The sequence below is a fragment of the Halomonas sp. Mc5H-6 genome, assembly GCF_024124705.1.
GTDB lineage: Bacteria > Pseudomonadota > Gammaproteobacteria > Pseudomonadales > Halomonadaceae > Vreelandella > Vreelandella subterranea.
The window spans coordinates 342,011-361,517 of sequence record NZ_JAMXSI010000001.1 but is presented as its reverse complement, the minus strand read 5'-3'; the positions used below and the strand labels follow the sequence as shown (position 1 = coordinate 361,517).

16 protein-coding genes are annotated in these 19,507 nt (G+C 53.2%); 4 read left to right on the top strand and 12 right to left on the bottom strand.

What is annotated here, in order from left to right; translation table 11 throughout:
* Nucleotides 1–361: 361 nt before the first annotated feature.
* The 4 genes from NH395_RS01665 to NH395_RS01650 all read right to left on the bottom strand — a co-directional run bounded on the left by NH395_RS01665 (nt 362) and on the right by NH395_RS01650 (nt 5,251).
* Complete coding sequence (locus tag NH395_RS01665; protein WP_253021935.1) at nt 362–2,482, bottom strand: hypothetical protein; 2,121 nt, start codon at nt 2,480–2,482, stop codon at nt 362–364.
* A gap of 335 nt (nt 2,483–2,817) precedes the next feature.
* Nucleotides 2,818–3,519, bottom strand: coding sequence for a hypothetical protein (locus NH395_RS01660; RefSeq protein WP_253021933.1), 702 nt, complete (start codon nt 3,517–3,519; stop codon nt 2,818–2,820).
* A gap of 53 nt (nt 3,520–3,572) precedes the next feature.
* The gene (locus tag NH395_RS01655) at nt 3,573–4,628 is read right to left on the bottom strand and encodes a hypothetical protein (protein ID WP_253021931.1); all 1,056 of its coding nucleotides are present in this window, start codon (nt 4,626–4,628) and stop codon (nt 3,573–3,575) included.
* 104 nt (nt 4,629–4,732) lie between these two features.
* Complete coding sequence (locus tag NH395_RS01650; RefSeq protein WP_253021929.1) at nt 4,733–5,251, bottom strand: gamma-glutamylcyclotransferase family protein; 519 nt, start codon at nt 5,249–5,251, stop codon at nt 4,733–4,735.
* A gap of 499 nt (nt 5,252–5,750) precedes the next feature.
* On the opposite strand from NH395_RS01650, the gene NH395_RS01645 reads away from it, so the two are divergent.
* Complete coding sequence (locus NH395_RS01645) at nt 5,751–6,605, top strand: mechanosensitive ion channel family protein (RefSeq protein ID WP_253021927.1); 855 nt, start codon at nt 5,751–5,753, stop codon at nt 6,603–6,605.
* Between the two features lie 101 nt (nt 6,606–6,706).
* On the opposite strand, the gene NH395_RS01640 is transcribed toward NH395_RS01645, so the two are convergent.
* The gene (locus NH395_RS01640; protein ID WP_290443652.1) at nt 6,707–8,398 is read right to left on the bottom strand and encodes a methyl-accepting chemotaxis protein; all 1,692 of its coding nucleotides are present in this window, start codon (nt 8,396–8,398) and stop codon (nt 6,707–6,709) included.
* Nucleotides 8,399–9,024: 626 nt separating this feature from the next.
* Here NH395_RS01640 and NH395_RS01630 point away from each other — a divergent pair.
* Together NH395_RS01630 and NH395_RS01625 are read left to right on the top strand one after the other, a co-directional pair.
* On the top strand, nt 9,025–10,335 hold the full coding sequence (locus NH395_RS01630; protein WP_253021925.1) for a hypothetical protein: 1,311 nt from the start codon (nt 9,025–9,027) through the stop codon (nt 10,333–10,335).
* A gap of 243 nt (nt 10,336–10,578) precedes the next feature.
* On the top strand, nt 10,579–11,514 hold the full coding sequence (locus NH395_RS01625; RefSeq protein ID WP_253021924.1) for a 2-dehydropantoate 2-reductase: 936 nt from the start codon (nt 10,579–10,581) through the stop codon (nt 11,512–11,514).
* Nucleotides 11,515–11,524: 10 nt separating this feature from the next.
* Here the strand turns inward: NH395_RS01625 and NH395_RS01620 are convergent, their stop codons facing one another.
* On the bottom strand, nt 11,525–12,115 hold the full coding sequence (locus tag NH395_RS01620) for a LysE family translocator (RefSeq protein WP_092825118.1): 591 nt from the start codon (nt 12,113–12,115) through the stop codon (nt 11,525–11,527).
* A gap of 102 nt (nt 12,116–12,217) precedes the next feature.
* Here NH395_RS01620 and NH395_RS01615 point away from each other — a divergent pair, with 102 nt between their 5' ends.
* The gene (locus tag NH395_RS01615; protein WP_366064914.1) at nt 12,218–12,667 is read left to right on the top strand and encodes an Lrp/AsnC family transcriptional regulator; all 450 of its coding nucleotides are present in this window, start codon (nt 12,218–12,220) and stop codon (nt 12,665–12,667) included.
* A gap of 33 nt (nt 12,668–12,700) precedes the next feature.
* Here NH395_RS01615 and mmsB read toward each other — a convergent pair whose 3' ends face one another.
* The 6 genes from mmsB to NH395_RS01585 form a co-directional block, all read right to left on the bottom strand.
* Complete coding sequence (gene mmsB / locus NH395_RS01610; protein WP_253021922.1) at nt 12,701–13,603, bottom strand: 3-hydroxyisobutyrate dehydrogenase; 903 nt, start codon at nt 13,601–13,603, stop codon at nt 12,701–12,703.
* Between the two features lie 73 nt (nt 13,604–13,676).
* Nucleotides 13,677–14,792: an enoyl-CoA hydratase/isomerase family protein gene (locus NH395_RS01605; RefSeq protein ID WP_066320119.1), complete on the bottom strand. Its 1,116-nt coding sequence runs from the start codon at nt 14,790–14,792 to the stop codon at nt 13,677–13,679.
* Nucleotides 14,793–14,854: 62 nt separating this feature from the next.
* The gene (locus NH395_RS01600; protein ID WP_253021920.1) at nt 14,855–16,009 is read right to left on the bottom strand and encodes an acyl-CoA dehydrogenase family protein; all 1,155 of its coding nucleotides are present in this window, start codon (nt 16,007–16,009) and stop codon (nt 14,855–14,857) included.
* Nucleotides 16,010–16,273: 264 nt separating this feature from the next.
* A complete protein-coding gene (locus tag NH395_RS01595; protein WP_253021918.1) occupies nt 16,274–17,272 on the bottom strand; it encodes a branched-chain amino acid ABC transporter permease in 999 nt (332 codons plus the stop codon).
* 3 nt (nt 17,273–17,275) lie between these two features.
* Complete coding sequence (locus NH395_RS01590; protein WP_253021916.1) at nt 17,276–18,163, bottom strand: branched-chain amino acid ABC transporter permease; 888 nt, start codon at nt 18,161–18,163, stop codon at nt 17,276–17,278.
* An 85-nt stretch (nt 18,164–18,248) separates the two neighbouring features.
* Nucleotides 18,249–19,472 carry an ABC transporter substrate-binding protein gene (locus tag NH395_RS01585; protein ID WP_066320109.1) on the bottom strand — a complete coding sequence of 408 codons (1,224 nt, stop codon included), beginning with the start codon at nt 19,470–19,472 and terminating at the stop codon, nt 18,249–18,251.
* Between the last annotated feature and the right edge of the window lie 35 nt (nt 19,473–19,507).

The following is a 19,507-nucleotide window of genomic DNA, read 5'->3' as shown; positions in this document are numbered from 1 at the left end:
ATTATCAAGCAGTTGAGTGCATTCCTGCTGGGCGACGACAGGAAAGACCTGTGAGCCGCACTTGGCGCTGGGCCAGCCTGGATTTTGATAATCAGGCACAACAGACAGAAAATATTTTATTCCTGTCGATTGGGATATTGGTGCACGTGTTTAATACTAACAGCACTGAAAAGGTCAGACTTAAATAGGTATGGCAATGTATTTAAAGAAACGATTGTGTTCAGTACGCCCATCGGCATCTTAGTTTTAGTGATGTCGGCTTTCGGCCAAGAGCGGTCTTTAAGGCATCACTGATATATCGATTTAACGCCTCAAATACCGGCGAAGGTTAATGCGTCTAAGTGTTTTGAATTTTAAAATTTCATTTCTTTATTATTTGAGGACGCATATCTATAGCTAATGAATATATAGTATGACCATTAACTACCTGAAGCTTTCTTAAGCCTTTACCATAATCTCTCGCTCTAGCATCAAACACAACAAGATACCCAATTTTTGTAAATTTGTTTGTTTGATAGTGAATAATCTGACTTTCTCCAGAGAGTGCGTAATTTGAGCTATATCCGCCACCACACATCTTCAATTCAATTACAACTTTTAGCCCACCAGGTAACATCACATATAGATCTATAAATCCGGCGCCAGCCCTCTGTTCTTGAAGAATATCAATCGTTTCTTTACCAAATTTTCCATTCAAGAAAGTGATTAGCATTTGCTTGGACAACTCTTCGGGGTTCTTTGTCCATTTGTACTTTCCAATCTCTTTATCTCTTACCCAAAAATGCATTCTAGTGTCGGCACTTACTGAGTATGAGAACTCTTCTAAGGCACAGTAAAATTGCTCAGCCGTGATTACCTTTTCAATAGCATTATTGTCGCCACCACCCAAAGCTATCCCTGCATCATCAACATTCTCCAAACATGCGGATATATAGTCACTTAAACCATCGACATAAGGATCTGACTTTTTAAAATACTTGAATGCTAACGAGTACTTTCGGTTTTCATACAGCGCCCTTGCATAGCCGAAACAAATCCCTGGGAGTTCACCTACTAGAACCATTCTATCTTTAAAGAATTCCTCAGCATCTTTCCAGCGCTTTTCATTAATTAACATCGCGGCGCAATTCTGCGCGGAGGGATGGTAAAACTGATTGCTCTCCAAAGATTTTTTATAATAGGAATAAGCATCATCAATCATATCTTCAACACGATATTTTTCAGCAATAGAAAAGAATATTATGTCAAGAATTCGCTTGTCTCTTTGCGACTCAACAATCAATCTGGATCGATCAAGTAGCTCTAAAGACTCCTCTAAATTTAGACAACTATTAGTCGACTGATAAAGTAAAACTGATGCTAACATAGACCTGTCATCAGATGAAATCACTTTAGAAAGTAAAACTTCATCTATAACCCCAGAACGAGATATTATCTCGCTTATTTCACACCTTAATGAAAAGTTATCATCGCTAATTATATGAGATAAGCGCTCATGTTCGGAATTTAGGTCCTTAGCCTTATCTGATTCACCATTGGCGTTTGCGACAACTTCGGCTAGAATCAAACTGGCATGAAGCTCAGACTCACAACCTATCAGACCACGCCTTAGGTCGCAGGCCTCTTCCACTATTGGAAGTGCATCAAGATATCTTCCAATTCTTTGGAAATATGAAGCTTTTTTATGTTTTATTGACGCCAGCAATTCCCGATCAATTAGCTTTTCTGACCCATAAAGATCAATGCATCTATCAATTATGTTAACTGCGGCCTCAGGATTATTTACTGATTTTATATCTGATATCTTTAAAAAGTTTTTAACGGCTTCGTCTCTTGAGCCTGCCTCTAAATGCTTGTCTGCCGCTTTTTCTGCATAGCGAATTTTATCCTCTTCAGTTTCAGTCAGCTTAGAAAGACCCTGATATGCCCATGCGATCGTTGCCGAATCGCTATCATTTGACAATATGATCTTTTTATATAGAAGAACAGCTTTATTTGAAAATCCATTTATCGCAGATATATTGGCTTTTTCTAGATATAGGTTCTGAACCAAAACTGGGTCTAATTCTTTTTCATGATTAAATAGAATATTGTCAATATCTTGCAGCAAGTTCTCCCTGACTCCTAAATGAGACGAAAGGGCTATCAAGAATGTCAAGTATTCCTTTCTAAAGTCATTATCGAGTTTTGACACATCCATGCGTCTCAGTTTATTTACAACACCTTTGTCAACGCAGAACTGTAGAGTCCACTTATTTTCATCAAATAAATCATAAGCCTTTAGGTATTCTTTATTCTCAATATTTTTATCGAATTGATTAAGCCACTCATTAGATGAATTTTCCAAAGAGCGTGAAATTGAATCGGCGATTTTCCTACCAATATCATGATCGATTGGCGCTTCGTTATCTGAGGTACCAACCATTATTTGGTTCTTCAAGTCGATCTCAAATGAAACCTGTTTAACGTTTTTATCTGCCATGTATTTAGTCGCAATGCTTGAACGTGGATGAGAAATTTAACAGTGAAGCATTTATTCACCGTGTGGAGAATGGCGAATAAATGCTGAACTGATATGCATAATTGCTAATTTCTGTTGGGCTGCATATCCAAATTTCGCGCGCCTGCTGCATTTCCCAACACGTCCGCAAAGGATCGTATTCTGCCGAAGCACACACATCAGTATAGTCTAAATCTCTTCTATCGGCCAAGAGTAGTCTTTAAGGAAGTTGCGATAAACGCCAACAGCACGCGCGGCTAAGAAATTGGGGCAAAGCCGCCATGTAGTAGACGTCGCTGTGACTGCGACTGTTAGCTCTAATGACCAAAATTGACAAGACCGAGCATTTTTGACAGACCAAGAATAAAGCTGGCACCCGCAAAAGAAAGAATCGCGACTGCGATTATTGGATGATTTAAAAATCGATTCCTTAGCTGATCAGTCAAATTGCTCCCAAATCTACTATTGTAAGCACTTACAGCATTCTTTAATTCAATGGACAACTCCTTCTGAGCCAGAGGGAACATCTCATTTAAATTAACAAACGGAGCAACCATTGATGAATTCTGCCACCCAGACAAAATATTTTTGAACCCAGACGCAAACTGACTCTCTAGAGCGTACTTTCTACTAACCAGTTCAGTGTGAGCAATATCCTGAAACACCGATATGGAGGTAACCCGCTGGGTTTTGCCAACAAAATCAATGATCGTATCCGAGATAAGTCGTCTATCAGACTCAAACTCCTTAGCCATAACCTTGTGAGCAACTTGAATTGTCATGCTTGAGTGCAGTAAGCCTCTAGCATTCATTTCTTCTTTGACTCGAAGAAACTCCTGCATAAGAACCCTGTCCCGATCTTCCCATCGCAGATCAAATAGCTCTCGAAGATCCCGATTCATTGCTACTCCTAAAAAGCTAACGACAAAGCTGAAGCGCGCCGCTGATGGCGCATGAAGAAGTCGCAAAGCTTCCCGGTGTCGCTTCAAGCTCCTTGTTGGGCTCGCGAAGAGCAACATTCATCGCTGGACCTCCTTCTTCATGTAGGCTGCCACTGGAAATGGCCCTAACCCTAATTGCCGCGTATGTAATCAATATCCGGCAAACTCGCCTGTAATTTCCTCATGTCGAGTTTCCGGAATTCCGCCTCTTCAAGTATGTGCGTCCATCGCTCCATCAATTCCGCTACCGCTGCAAAAGGAAGTTTCTTTCCTCCCACCAAAAAGTGTGGCGTCATCGCTGATATGACTTGCGCTGCATACTCAAAGAATTTGTCCTCTGAGAGGTGTCGCAAGTACGGTCTTCCTCGGTATTCGCGCCGCCACACCTCGTGCCTGGAAAGTGATTGTTCGTCGCTCGCCGTTTTTACTTTGCGTTTTTCAAACTCGAGGTCAGCGAAGTCTCCCCGTCGGCCAAGAGAAACAAGAGGTACTCCACAAAACTGCGCCCATTTCGCTTGTAGGTTATCTAAGTAGTCTCCCGCTTCGGGATAAGCTTCCGAGCGGGGACCCTTAAGAAGAATCAGCGGAAGATGCTCCGTGGCTCTCGAAGTAACTACCCTGTGATGCTCACAGATGATCCACACGTATGAAATGTTCTGATACCTGAGGCTTCCTTCGCGCCTCTTCAAGAGCATTTTACTAGCCACTGCCGCCACTAGCTCAGGCGATAGAATTCCGACTTTTTCATTCAAAATCGTAACGACACCGCACGCTTCCTCAATGTTCAGTGCCTTTTTTGTGGATTCTATTTGGTCGTCCGCTTTCTCCAAAGCGCCATGCACCGACCTTGTGACAGCATGGCCAATCTTTTGATGAATCTCTTCTCCGTCTGGAAGATGATTCAGAATTTCGTTTAAGTCTGTTTTCCAGTAGAACAGAGGAAACTCAGGGCGCTCACGATGCGGCGCAAGCCTCCCTTCGACCTTATACTCTGGATCAGTTTCGAGCGTCTTAAGTTCTAAAACGATACGGCGCTTGGCGAGGAGAAAATCTGCCCGTTGCCCGTACCCTAAGACTGAGTCGGAAAGTGCGCTGTCGATGTCTTCCGCGTTCTCCAATAGACTTAGGAACGTCTTGAACCGCTTTTCCAGTGAAGATCTACCCGCATTTTCATCAACTTTCTTCATACATCATTCCTAAGCCACGCGTCGGTACTAGGTAGTCCAACCGCTTGGCTTTGCGGAGCGCCGGTGCATCCGCCAACAGCCACTTGTTATGCGCCTATTGAATGTCATTCTTCAACCATTCCCCCCAGTTCCGGATTGCTCTGAGCGATACAGGCAGCTACGTACGCACGATAGGCGGGCGGCATATCATTTTCTGCCAGGCCCATCAGGATGTGTCTGGCATAATCGGCGCTGGTTTTCAGCTCAGGTCCCGCTCGCTTTGCAACGTAGGTTGTAGCCGAGATTACGGCTCCATATGATTGGACAGCATCAATCTTGGTCCGGACGTAATTCGCTCCCTCTCCCTCAATGGCGTCGAGCGATTTTCGATTGAGGGTTTTTGCTTCTTGGCGGTACACGAGCGAATCGGGAATCTCATAGAGAACGCCAAAGATCGGACGGCCGTCCGGATTAGGGCTGATGCTTGCCGCAGCACAGCTATTTGTATTGCTCCAGACTGGAAAGCACAACATGTAGGGATCGGCCGTTTGGGCGATTCCAATGCGCTGAGCATCACCGTCCAAGCGTTCCGATGAGTTCAGGCGCTTGCTGCTCATGTTCGAGCCATACTGGAAGACGAGCATACAATTCAATCTCCTGGCGCATAACATAGTTTATCGTGCCGACTGCATAACACTGCTGAACCAACATACCGCTTCTGCCGGGAGGGCCGCTTTGGGTCGTTAGCCGACCAAAGCCCCCTATTCAAAACGCACTCATAATCCCTGACGTCACCTTCATTACTCATTAAATTTAATCACCTATCACGGCACCCAAGCAGTTGTCGCTTGGCTGGCGATATTGTGCACGCCAGCAGCATAGCGAACGGCTATTTCTTCAACTACCTTAGCACTTGATCGCATGATCCGCTCTACATCACGGGATTTTCACCTTCAAGGCTGTCGCAAAATACCTTGCTAATCAGTGTATCCCAGCCCTGAGGGGTTTAAATGCTTTAGCCGCTGGTACTCGCATCTCCCATGTTTTCTGTTGAAGGTGGCGCTCGCCGCTGATCGACGGCATTGCATCACTGTGCCAAGATCGTGATGTGTCGAAGACCTGCAAGAGGAGCACCAAACCATCATGCCTGAGGATTCCTTCTGGTTGGAGCTGTTGAGCAACCTGCTGGTAAGCTCGATTGCGCTCGTGGCGATTCTCATAACGCTGCGTATCCTTGCCGTGCGTGTCATTCGCGGGCGCCAAGAGATTCTGTCCGATTACCGGCGTGCGTGGCTGGCCCGCATCCGCAATGTGGCCGTCATCCTGACGCTACTCGGCCTGGCGTTGATCTGGCTGCCTTCCCTGCATGCCTTTGCGCTTTCCATCACCGCTTTTGCCGTGGCTTTGGTTATCGCGACCAAGGAGCTGATTCTGTGCCTTTCGGGCACCGTGATGCGTATCGTCAACCAGCCGTTCGAGATTGGTGACTGGGTCGAAATCGGCAGCCTGCGCGGTCAGGTGGTCGACGAGACCATGCTGGCGACGACTCTGCAGGAAATTGGCGGCGCCGTGGGCCGTTTTGAATACTCCGGCAAGACCATCGTTGTGCCCAACAGCGTGTTCCTGACCACCCCGGTTCAGAACCAGAACTTCTTCAAGAAGTGGGTGTATCTCGATGTCTGCGTGGTGTTAGAGGCCGACGTGGATATGCGATCCGAACTGTCGGCTCTTGAAGACGAAGTGGCCTCCCTGCATGCGCCGCATTCCGAATTGGCCCAACGCTACAGCGAGGTCATCAGAAAACGCAGCGGCGTCGACATCGCCGACCCCCAACCCCGCGTGACCCTGACGACCACGGACATTGGCAAGCAGCGCATTGGCGTCACGCTTTTCTGCCCCACGCCAAGCGCCTTTGAAATGGAACGCGCCATCAACGATGCCGTACTGCGCCGCTATTGGCATTTGCGCACGACAGCGAACGCCTCGGCCCCGGCATAACCAGCCACGCTAACAGGCTAGAAACGCTGGCAGCGGGCCACTCCGTCAGTGGCCCTATTACTATTACCAGGTGATGAGGCGTCCTCATCCAAACCGATGACTTAAAATTCTTCCCACTCCAGTTCTGCTACTTTCTTGGTGCTGGCAGGCTGGCCAAGTGAAGGGCGCGACGGGTTGCTGGCGATTGCTCTTGCCGCCGGTTTGCGAAGCGGCAGCGCTGAAGAGGCCATTCCACCCTGCAGCTTGAAGATAGCCACCGCCGTTTCAAGCTGGGCGGCCTGGTCTTCCAGGGACGCAGCGGCGGTCGCGGCTTCCTGAACCAAGGCGGCGTTTTGTTGCGTTACCTCATCCATCTGTGAAACGGCCTGGTTTACCTGTTCGATGCCATCGCTTTGCTCTGTAGATGCCGCCGAAATTTCATCCATGATGTCGGCAACACGCTTAACGGACGCCATGATCTCTTCCATTGTCTTACCGGCTCCTTCCACCAGGGTAGACCCCTGATGCACCTGGCCTGCCGATGTTTCAATGAGGCCTCTTATCTGCTTGGCGGCATCGGCGCTGCGGCTGGCAAGATTGCGCACTTCCGTGGCAACGACAGCAAAGCCGCGGCCTTGCTCACCCGCACGCGCTGCCTCGACTGACGCATTTAGGGCCAGAATATTGGTCTGGAAGGCAATCGAGTCGATCACGCCGATGATTTCGCTGATCTTCCTGGAGCTTTCCGAGATGCTATGCATCGTGTCGACGACTTGGCCGACCGCGTCACCACCCCGCGCTGCGGTGGCAGAGGCATCGCTCGCAAGCTTGCTACCCTGACGGGCATTGTCTGAATTTTGCTTCACCGTTGCGGTGAGCTGTTCCATGCTGGCAGCGGTTTCTTCCAGCGACGCGGCTTGCTGCTCCGTGCGTGACGAGAGGTCGGCGTTGCCCATTGAAATTTCCCGCGCCCCAATATGAATTGAGCCACTGCTGTCACGCACGCTCGATACCGTTTGAGAAAGTCCTGACTGCATATATTGCATGGCCGCGAACAGTTGGCCGATTTCGTTCCGGCCACGATCCGCGATCTTGTGCGATAAATCGCCCTGGGCAATGCGTTCAAAGTGGTGAACGGCTTCCTGAAGGGGGCGAATGACCACGCGCATCATACCGACGCGCACCAGAACGACACTCAGGATGACCAGCAGCAATGCACCGATCCCTACGTACTCTGACGTCGTCATGGTTGACTGGTAGCCTGCCATCAACTCACTGCCCCGGGCTGTGGCATAGTCGATAAAGGCTTCATTGGTTTCGATATAGGCAAGATTGAGCTGGTCGCCTTCGCGCTTGGCCGCTCGATAGGCCCGTTCATCATTGCGGTTAAGTGCTTCGTACTGAGGTATCAGGCCTCGCGAGAGCAATTGATTAAAAGCGGTCTCGATCGCGTCTGCGTAAGGCTTGCCTTTTTCTGACTTGGGCACAGCCAAAAAGGCATCAAAACGCTGCTGGGCCATCTGGAGGGTCTTCCCTGCCTGGTCAAGATAGCGTTCTGCGAGTGCCTGGTCTCCCTCGTTCAGTGCATCCAGGTGGTTCATAAAAAACAGCTGTGTATCGGCAATATTCACCTGCGCCCGATTCAAAGAATTCAGCTGTTGGACATTGATGCGGTTGAGCTCATCAATCGAACCAGCGCCCAGCATGCTGGTTTTGTAGCCAAGCCCCGCCACGACCAGAATCAAGGTGGTAAACAGGCCTAGCACGACCGTCAGGCTCGCCTTGACGGTTAATTTTTTCAATGGGTTATGCATCTTCGTTCTCTACGAGAGGGAGCCATTCAAGGTGAATGCATCCAGCCAATGGGAGGGCACCTCGTAAAAAGTATTTAAAATACTGGTTTATGCGAGGTTAAAGAGAATATCGGCACCAGGGGCATTAAATTGAGTTTAAAAGCACTGTCATTCCATAAATATTGACCTGCATCAATTAATGGTGGTGCCCGTCATTAGATCTAAGCCGCTACTTGTATTCATTTCTTGGTAATGAACACTGTCACGTGGCGGCGCCACTGCAATTGAGAATCCAGCGGGCACCCGATTGACGGTATCGGTCGCGACCAACGCTAGTGAATAGCGACAGCTCTCACGTGATGACCAGTACTGCGTCTGTTTGATTACATTTTTTTATTAAACGGTCTTTTTTGTTAACGTTATTTTCATAATGAAAATTAAAACCCCTTAACCGCGCTCCTCCATATGGCCTTTGGAGCACGGATCATGCCACCACTAGCTTAGGCACGCCCTGGGATGTCAAGGGCGCATGTCTGATCAATGCGTGGCCACTTTTACGTTGCGGTTTAACACTCTCTAATGTCAGCTCGAAAGGGTTACTCAGCCCCGAAGACGACATGCAATTTAAAGCAAGAAAGGAAAGGAAAATGTTTCAGCGATCATTCAAGACCGTCGGCCTTGCCGTGGGCGTTACCGGCACCATGACCTTTGCCGCACCGGCCCTGGCCCAGCAGGACACCGAGGCTATGCAGCGCCAGTTGGATGCTCTGCGCGACCAAGTCGAGCGTATGGAACAGCAGCTCGAGGCTCAGTCCTCCGCTCCAACAGAAGCGGAAAGCCAGGATACTGAGCAGACGCGTGAGATCGCCGAGGAAAACCGCTCTCTACTGGATTCGATACAGAAGACCCAATTCAGCGGCACCCTTCAACTGACAGGGGCTTATAACGATTGGGATGAGATCGACAAGGACACCGGCGGCGACCTGAACTTCGGCAAGTTCGTTCTGGGCATTGATGGGGAACACGACGGCTTCCTGTACTCAATGGAGTATCGCTTCTATGACGGTTACCAGTTCCTCAAAAAGGGCTGGATGGGCTATGAGGCCAGCGATCAAGATACTGTCAAGGTGGGCCTGGTTCAAACGCCGTTCGGCAACATGGATTACGGCTACTTGGGCTGGTACGGCACCCTGCCTTACCTCTCCGGTTTCAACGACAACCAGAACGCGGGTATCACCTGGGATCATACCCAAGGCGCCTGGGATACTTCGTTGGCCTTCTTCAAGAGCGACCAACTGGGTGATAGTAACGAGCACTATGGCGCCAACCCGGTGGGGAGCAGTGCTCAGGGCAATTCTGAAGAAAATCAATTGGCCGGCCGTGTCGCTTATACGTTCGGCCAAGACACCGAATACACGACTGAAGTCAACGTCTCGGCGAAAGGCGGTCAGCTCTACAACCAGAAGACGAACGATAGCGGTAACAGCTGGCAGGCCGCGGTTGGCCTGAACGGTAGCTACGGCGATTGGCTTACGCAGCTTCAAGCCACTACCTACGAGTACGATGCTGAAAACCCAGATGAATCTGTCAGCGGTATTTCCGACAATGTCATGCAGATCGGCGCCTTCAACTTCAACTACCTGATTCCTGCCGAAGGCCAAATGTACTCAGCCAGCCTGGGCTACAGCATGGATGTCGACTGGGGTGCCATCGAAAACCTCTACTTCTATAATGACTTTAGCTACATCAGCCCGGAAGCGAATTACTCTCCGACCAATGGCGGTTTCGGGGATGTCGACGATCCGATGCTTAACGACCTGGGCATGAAGGTAACAGCTGGCCCTTATTACGCCTGGTTCAGTGTTGTCGCCAACAAGAATGCGCTTGGTTACTTCGGTTCACCGACGGATGATCAATGGCACACCAGCGTTCAGACCAACTTCGGCTTCAATTTCTAAACGCTTTTTGAGCCGCTAGTTTTTTGCACCCCGTTTCTCACGAAGCGGGGTTTTTTAGTGATTAACCCACCACACTCTCCGTCTCACCTGAGGGGCATTTACCACCCGACTTTCTCATCTGATGACGACGCGCTGTCCTGCTATCATCAGGAAATAGCCCCTCCCAATGCCTTTTCTCCCCTTCGCTCCTTACATTGAACACGCTAAGCTTGGCGACAACACCGCTGCGGAGCGACGACTTCAATGACGTCACATCACTGGATACTCGGCCCTGGCGCCATCGGCCGCCTGTTGGCCCATTCGCTATCGCCCATAGGTGCAGTCACATTAATTGGCCGCCGGGCGCTGGTTGAGCCGCAATGGCTGACCACGCCAGAAGGCGAGCGGCGAGTTCAGCGTTTAAACGCGCTTACCGTTGATCAATTGGCATCTACCGATCTGCCTGCGCCAGGGTTTGTGCATATCACCACCAAAGCCATGGCCGCAGAAGCGGCGCTTGAAAGCATATCGAATTTCATCCCCTCGACGACCCCGCTGGCGCTCTGGCAAAACGGCTTTTTGGCCCAGCCACGGATTACCCAGGCGTGGCCGGGGCCTGTGCTAAATGCCACCACGACACAAGGTGCTTATCTGAGCGGCGATGCTGAGGTGGTGCATGCGGGGCGCGGGCACACCTTCATCGGCGATTTGCATAACCGGCACCCTGCCCTGGCGAAAACGCTGGTGCAGACGTTGGCCCAGGCGGGGTTTGATGCCACGGCAGTGGACGATATCCGCCAGCGGCTTTGGCAGAAGCTGGCGGTCAACGCCGCTATCAATCCACTGGTAGCCCTAAATGGCGTGCACAATGGAGAATTACGCGGTGCCCAGTATTCGGGCCGCGTGGCGTCTGTGATCACCGAAGTGGCGATGATACTGCAGGCAGAGGGCATTCAGCCGCCAAATACGGGCCACGGCGAAGACGCGTGGCGGGCGCTGGTATGGCAGGTGGTGGACAATACCGCGGGCAACAAGGCCTCGATGCTTCAGGATGTGGAGGCCCGCCGCCCCACCGAGCGCGGGGCGATTTTGGGGCCACTCATCGAAAGTGCCCAGCACCATGGGTTGCCATGCGAGGTACTGCGAGCGCTTGATGCCGAGCTAGCGGCGTTGGAAGCCAGTTACCTGAGCCCTCACTGAGCACAACAACCTAGCCCAGCACCGGATACAGCGAGCCCACCAGCAACACCGCCATGGTGATATTGAACGCCCGATTACGCCTGGGGCTGGTCAGCCATTGGCGCACCATCAGGCCCAGCCACGCCCAGATCGAAATCGCGGGGAAGCTGACCATGGCAAACACGCAGGCGACCATCACCACGGAAAGCAGGGTTCTGTCCGGCGCGTAGAGGGTGATGGCTGAAAGCCCCATGGCCCAGGCTTTAGGGTTCACCCACTGAAAGGCGGCTGCCTGCAGGAATGTCATGGGCGTGCCTTTTTCATCCGACGCCTTGAGCGGCGCGGCGTTGGCGACCTTCCAGGCCAACCAGAGCAGATAGGCAACTGAGATCACCTGCAGCACCTTGTTCAGCAGCGGATAGGCGTCGAAAAGCGACATGAGCCCGCCCCCCACTATCAGCACCATGACACTGAAGCCCACCATAATGCCGAGCATGTGGGGCAGGGTTTTCCTGAAGCCGAAGTTCGCGCCTGAGGCCATCAGCATCAAGTTGTTAGGCCCAGGGGTTACAGTGGCCACAAATGCAAAGACCGTTAAGGCAGCCAATACCGATATGCTCATTCTCGCTGTCTCTTTTGATTAAGTATGCGTAGAATTTTACGGGCCTACACTCGCAATTTTGCGCCTAATATCCATTTAAATGACCACTCATCGCAATAAAATATGAAGATGGACACCATTGACAGAAAAATATTGCACGAGCTAAAACGCGATGGAAACCTGAGCAACGTTGAGCTTGCCAAGCGGGTTAACCTGTCTGCTTCGGCATGCCTGCGCCGGGTGCAGGAGCTCGAGAAAAACGAGGTCATTCTCGGGTATCGGGTAATCACGGCGCCAGAGGCGATGGGGCGAGGCTTTGTGGCGTATGTCACGGTGGGGTTGGCAATACATACCAAGGCGGCTCAGGAGGGTTTTGAGCGAGCGATGGCCGTGGCCAATGAAGTGGCGGAATGTCACAACATCGCCGGCCCGTTTGAGTACCTGCTGCGCGTCGAAACCCGCGACCTCGCCAGCTACAAGCGCTTTCATACCGAGGTGCTGGGCACCCAGCCTCATGTCAGCGCCATTTCCACCCTGATTGTGATGGGCTCGCCCAAGGACGAACGCGGCTAGGGGCGGCCGACGAGCCCATCATTTGCCTGCGCGTTATGCGTTACCGTCTTTGTCCTGATAGAACCGCATCAGGCTCGAGAAGTCGAGCTTGCCGTTACCGCCTGCTTTATGGAAGGTAAACAGTGAGCGGGCGGCGGAGCCCATGGGCACCGGCGAGGCGCTTAGCTGGCTGACGTCCATGGCCAGGCCCAGGTCCTTGATCATCAAGTCGACCTGGAAGCCACCCTGATAGTCGTTCGACGCGGGCGCCTTTTCCATTACGCCCGGGTAAGGGTTATAACCATTGAGCGCCCAGTTGCCACCGGAGCTTTGCTTCATGATTTCCGACAGCACCGCTGGGTCCAAGCCGTTTTTGACGCCCATGTTGATGGCTTCACAGGTACCCGCCATCAGGATCGACAGCAGCATGTTGTTGCATACCTTGGCAATTTGCCCGGCGCCATGATCACCGGCGTGGAAGATGTTCTTACCCATGGCGTCCAACACCGGCTTGGCCTGTGCGAACTGGGCCTCACTGCCACCCACGATAAACGTCAGCGTTCCCGCCTGGGCGCCGCCCACACCGCCGGACACCGGCGCATCGACAAAGCCAATCCCCTTCGCCTCACCCAGCGCCGCCACGTCTCGGGCGGTATCCGCATCGATCGTGGAGCAGTCGATAACTAACGCGCTGGGCTTGATCACGTCAAACAGGGGCGCATCGCCTTCGGCATAAAGGTCCATGACGTGCTTGCCTGCGGGCAGCATCGAAATCACGAAGTCGGCATTGGCAACGGCCTCCTGGGCGGAACTTGCTAGTTCGCAGCCCTGAGATTTTGCCGTTTCCAGCGCGCTTGCCGAAAGGTCGAAGGCGCACACATGAAAGCCTGCCTTGACCAGGTTGGCGGCCATGGGGCCGCCCATATTGCCTAAACCGATAAATGCGACGGTGCTCATAACGTTTGTCCTTGTTGTATGTAATAAGTTATATGCAATAAGTTATGTGTAATAAGTCGTAAATTGCAAAACATCAGCGAAGATCATGGAGCGGATTCGTAGCCCACGGCGGCGTCAAAAGCTCGTCGATGAACGACGCTTCAACCGAGGCCACATCGGGGTAGGTCCAGTCAGGCTCACCGTCTTTATCCACCAGCAGGGCACGCACCCCCTCGGGGAACTCCCGGTGACGGCAACACTGGACCGAAAGCGCCAGTTCCGACTGAAACACCTCGGCAAGCGACATGTACTTGGCCCGCTTGAGCTGTTCATCGATCAGCGTAATGGACACAGGGCTGCCGTGAGCCAGCGTTTTCTGCGCTTTGCTAAACCATTTGTCGTCGCTTTTGACATCCGCAATAGCGGCAACAATTTGTTCAACGGTGTCGTGATCCATTAGCTCGCGGATCAGCGGGGAGAATTTATAAACCGGGGCTTCCAGCTCTTCGAACACCGGCTGGGAGGCCTGCTCCAGCTCGCGCAGAATACGGTTGACGACCCCATGGGTATCCGTGTTCTCCCCTTCGCCCCAGGCGGCTTGAGTCAGCTTTTTCGCCAGCGTATCGCGCTCGTGGCTGGCAATGGCTCGGTCGGCCAGGCCCAGGTGAACGGCATCCGGCGCGTTGATCTGGCTGCCCGTCATGGCCAGAAAACGCCCGGTGCCGTTGGGCAAGCGGTTAAGGAACCAGCTGGCACCCACGTCCGGGTAAAGGCCGATGGTGACCTCGGGCATCGCCAAACGCGACGTTTCTGTCACCACCCGATGGCTGCTGCCGCTTAGCAGCCCCATACCGCCGCCCATGACAATGCCGTTACCCCAGCAGATCACTGGCTTTGGGTAGGTATGCAGCGCGTAATCCAGACGATACTCCTGATGGAAAAAGCGCTCCGGAAAATCGGGATCGCCCTCACCCTTAATCGCCTTGTAGAGGCTGACCACATCGCCACCGGCGCAGAAGGCTTTTTCTCCGGCGCTATCAAGCAGCACGGCGACCACGCGCGGGTCCTCCTGCCAGTCGGCCAGGCGGGGCAGTATTTCCTCGATCATTTCCAGGGTCAGGGCATTCAGCGAACGCTCAGAATTGAGGGTTATTTCCGCAATGACGTGGCCGTCCTGGGTGGGGTGTTCGGCAAACAGTACGCTACTCATCTAACCATCCTTATTCGGTGCAACCACTACAACGATTTTATCAACGACCGGCTTTCCAGCGTTCATAGCTCAGCGGCACCTTCTGCAAGCACCCGGCGTGAAATGATCAGACGCATGATCTCATTGGTCCCCTCAAGGATACGATGCACGCGGGTATCACGCACAAAGCGTTCCATCGGGTACTCCTTGATATAGCCGTTGCCGCCGTACAGCTGAAGCGCTTCGTCACATACCTTGAAGCCTACATCGGTGGCGAAGCGTTTGGCCATGGCGCAGTAGGTAAGCGCATCCGCGTCGCCCGCGTCCAGCTTGGTGGCGGCCAGGCGCACCAACTGCCGCGCGGCAACAAGCTCGGTCACCATGTCGGCCAGGCGGAACTGAAGCGCCTGGAAGTCCGCCAGGTGCTTGCCGAACTGTTTGCGTTCGAGCATGTAGGCCCGCGCCTCGTTGATGGCCCGCTGAGCGGTACCGATCGAACAGGTGGCAATATTGATTCGGCCGCCATCCAGGCCTTTCATGGCAATCTTGAAGCCGTCACCTTCGTTACCAAGCATCTGATGGTCAGGCACCCGAACGTCTTCGAACGTGATCGTACGGGTCGGCTGGCTGTTCCAGCCCATTTTGGCTTCCTTACGGCCATAGCTAATGCCGTCTGACTTGGCATCCACCGCGAAGGCGGAAATGCCCGCTGCGCCCTCTCCGCCCGTGCGTGCCATCACCACCAGCACATCGGTACTGCCCGCACCGGAAATAAACATTTTACTGCCGTTGAGCAGGAAGTCGTCGCCGTCGCGCTTGGCCGTGGTTTTGAGCGAGGCGGCGTCGGAGCCTGAGTTGGGCTCGGTCAGGCAGTAAGAGCCTAATAGCTCGCCGGTGGCCAGCTTTTCGCCCCACTGCTCGATGACGTCAGGCGTGCCGAAATCGGCCAGCATCCAGGTGACCATGTTATGGATCGTGAGATACGCCGTGGTAGAGGTGCAGCCCATGGAAAGCTGCTCGAAAATGATGCTGGCATCCAGCCGTGAAAGCCCCAGCCCACCGACGCTTTCCGGTGCATAGAGCGAGCAGAAGCCCAACTCACCCGCCTTGCGGATCACCTCAACGGGGAATATAGCCTCCTGGTCCCATTCCGCCGCGTGGGGAGCCAACTCATTTTGGGCAAAGGCACGCGCCATATCGGCAAACGCAACCTGGTCTTCACTCAGCTCGAAATTCATGGCGACGCTCCGCTGAAAGCCAACCCCTGATATCAAGCCACAAGGGGGTCGCTTTCGATATTGTGATTGTGTTCTTCAAGCGTGGATGACGAACAGCCAAACACGCTAATTGACGTTTACGTTAACTTATATTTTAACCCTGCCATAAGCAACCACCCTTCCCCTCGACCTTTGGCGTAGACGGCTTCCTGATCAAAAAAGGGTGCCGAATGGCACCCAACAACGGACAGACGCGAACCCGCTTTGTCGACAAAGCAGCGGTATTTACTTGAAGTTTTTGCGGTACATCTTGCCAAGCTCCCCCACGATGCCGCTGCGAAAACTCAGCACGCAGACCACGAAAATGATTCCCAGAATGACGCTCACCCAATTACCCAGCGGTGATTGCGCAAGAATATGCTGAAGGCTGACCACCAGGCTTGCCCCCATCACCGGACCAAGCAAGGTGCCGACCCCACCCAGCAGCGTCATCAGAATCACCTCGCCCGACATATGCCAGTGGGCATCGGTCAGCGACGCCAGCTGGAATACCACGGTCTTGGTGGAGCCCGCCAGCCCCGCGATCGCGGCGGACAGTACGAAGGCGAGTAGCTTGTAGGCGTCCACGTTATAGCCCAGCGAGACTGCCCGGGGTTCGTTTTCGCGAATCGCTTTTAATACCTGCCCGAATGGCGAATGCACCGTACGCTGAATCAACGCAAAGCCAAACAGGAAGATGGCAAACACGAAATAGTACATGGCGACATTATTGCTCAGGTCGATAAAGCCCAGCAGCTCGCCCCGCGGTACGCCGTGAAGCCCATCTTCCCCGCCGGTAAAGGGCGCCTGGATGAAAACGAAGAACATCAGCTGCGCCAGCGCCAAGGTAACCATGGCGAAGTAGATACCCTGGCGGCGGATCGACAGCACGCCAAACACCACCCCCAGCAGCGTTGCTGACAGCGTACCGGCGATAATACCCAGCTCTGGCGTGAGTCCAGGGTAGCTGGCCAACAGATAACCGGTGACGTAACCACCGCTCGCCAGAAAGGCCGCATGCCCAAACGAGAGCAGCCCCGCATAGCCAAGTAGCAGGTTGAACGCACAGGCAAACAGCGCAAAGCAGAGTACTTTCATCAAAAAGACAGGATAAGCCAGAAACGGGGCGACCAAACCTATCGCGATCAGCGCCAGATAGAACATGGTGCGGCGCTGCTTGGCTCGACGCTGCCGCTCGGCGACCATCGACGGCGCGGCCATGGCTTCGTGTTGAGATTGCGTCATGGTTTACGCCTCCTTACCGAACAGCCCTGAGGGGCGTAATAACAGAACCAGAATCATCACCAGGAAAATCACCGTATTGGCTGCCTCGGGGTAATACACTTTTGTTAGCCCCTCGATGATGCCCATCGACAAGCCAGTGATAATCGCCCCCAGAATCGACCCCATACCGCCGATCACCACCACGGCAAACACCACGATCAGCAGGCTGGAGCCCATGGCTGGCGATACCGGATACAGCGGCGCCGCCAGCACCCCGGCAAAGGCAGCCAGGCCAACGCCAAAGCCGTAGGTCAGGGTAATCAGCAAAGGCACGTTAACGCCAAACGCCTGCATCAGCTGGGAGTTTTCTGTCCCCGCACGAAGATAGGCCCCCAGCCGGGTCCGCTCGATCATGAACCAGGTGAACAGGCACATCGCCAGGGCCGCCACCAGCACCCACCCCCGATACACGGGCAGGAACATGAAGCCCAGATTCATGCCACCCTGCAACGCTTCAGGGGCGGTATAGCGCGCTCCTGAAACGCCGAAAATATTGACCAGCGTACCCTCGAATATCAGCGCCAGCCCAAAGGTCAGCAATAAGCCATACAAGTGGTCCAGGTGAGCGATACGACGAAGCAAAAAGCGCTCCATCAACATACCGAAAGCACCCACAACAAGCGGCACCAAAACAAGCGCCAGCCAGTAATTGATGCCTAAATAGCGAAAGCCCAGCAGCGCAGCAAAAGCGCCCAGCATGTATTGCGCTCCGTGGGCAAAGTTGACGATCTTCAACAGACCGAAGATGACCGCCAGACCCAGGCTGAGCAGTGCGTAAAAAGCACCGTTCACAAGGCCCAGTGTCAACTGCCCCAGGAACACGGCCAATGGCACGCCGAATATCATCGTCATGGTACGACTCTCCCCGACATCAAGCGGGTAGCAGCCAACGACTGCTACCCGAAGATGGATGCTTGTTTATTACCCCTGGGCTGATTTAGTTCTGCACCAGTTCGCACTGGCTCTCAGACAGCGGACGGTAAGCTTCTTCGGCGGGAATGGTGCTGAGGATTTCGTAAAGATCCCATTCACCGGTGGATTCCTCAGGGGTTTTCACCTGGGCCAGGTACATGTCGTGGATCATGCGGCCATCTTCACGAATACGACCGTTGCGAGCGAAGAAATCATCGATCGGCATCTCCGCCATCTGGGCACGAACGGTTTCCGGGTCGTCGGTGCCAGCGGCTTCAACGGCCTTCAGGTAATGCATGGTGCTTGAGTAGATACCTGCCTGCACCATGGTCGGCATGCGTTCTTCTTCTGCGTAGTAGCGCTCTGCCCATTCCCGTGACTGATCGTCCATATCCCAGTACCAGCCGGTGGTCAGCAGCAGGTTCTGGGTGGCTTCCAGGCCAAGCGCGTGCACATCGTTAAGGAAAATCAGCAGGCCAGCCAACTGCTGCCCGGATTGCGTCAGGCCAAACTGGCTTGCCGTGGTGATGGCATTGACCGTATCGGAGCCCGCATTGGCCAGGCCCACAATCTTGGCACCTGAGCCCTGGGCCTGAAGAATATAGGATGAGAAGTCGTTGGTCGGGAACGGGTGGCGAACACCACCGACAATTTCACCGCCATTCGCCTCCACCACGCTGGTCACATCGGCTTCCAACGCATGACCGAAGGCATAATCCGCCGTCAGCATGAACCAGCTGTCACCGCCCTGGTCCACCACCGCCTTAGCGGTACCGTTGGCCAGCGGGTAAGTGTCGTATACCCAATGAATGTGATTAGGCGTGCAGTGCTCGTTGGTGATACTCGACGCCGCCGACCCGGACACAATCGCCAGGCCATCGTTTTCTTCGATCACATTGCTGACGGCGATCGACACCGATGACGCCACCAGGCCGCCAACCATGTCGACGTTGTCCTCGTCGATCCAGCCGCGCACGGTATTGGCGCCTACGTCAGCACTGTTGCGATCATCAGCACTGGAAATAACGATGGGCGCGCCGTTGACGCTGCCGCCGAAGTCCTCAACCGCCATTTCCATGGCGGTTAAGCCACCAGGGCCAGCAAGATCACGGTAGGTACCCGACATATCGGCTAAATAACCAATACGCACTTCGTCGTCACTCATTTGCGCCTGGGCATTCGAGGCCATCAGGCTGGTGGCTGCCGCCGCGGCAACACAGCAGGCTAGCGTTTTCTTGTTAAATGTCATGCTATTCTCCTGACTCTAGAGAGCCTTTGTTGTTG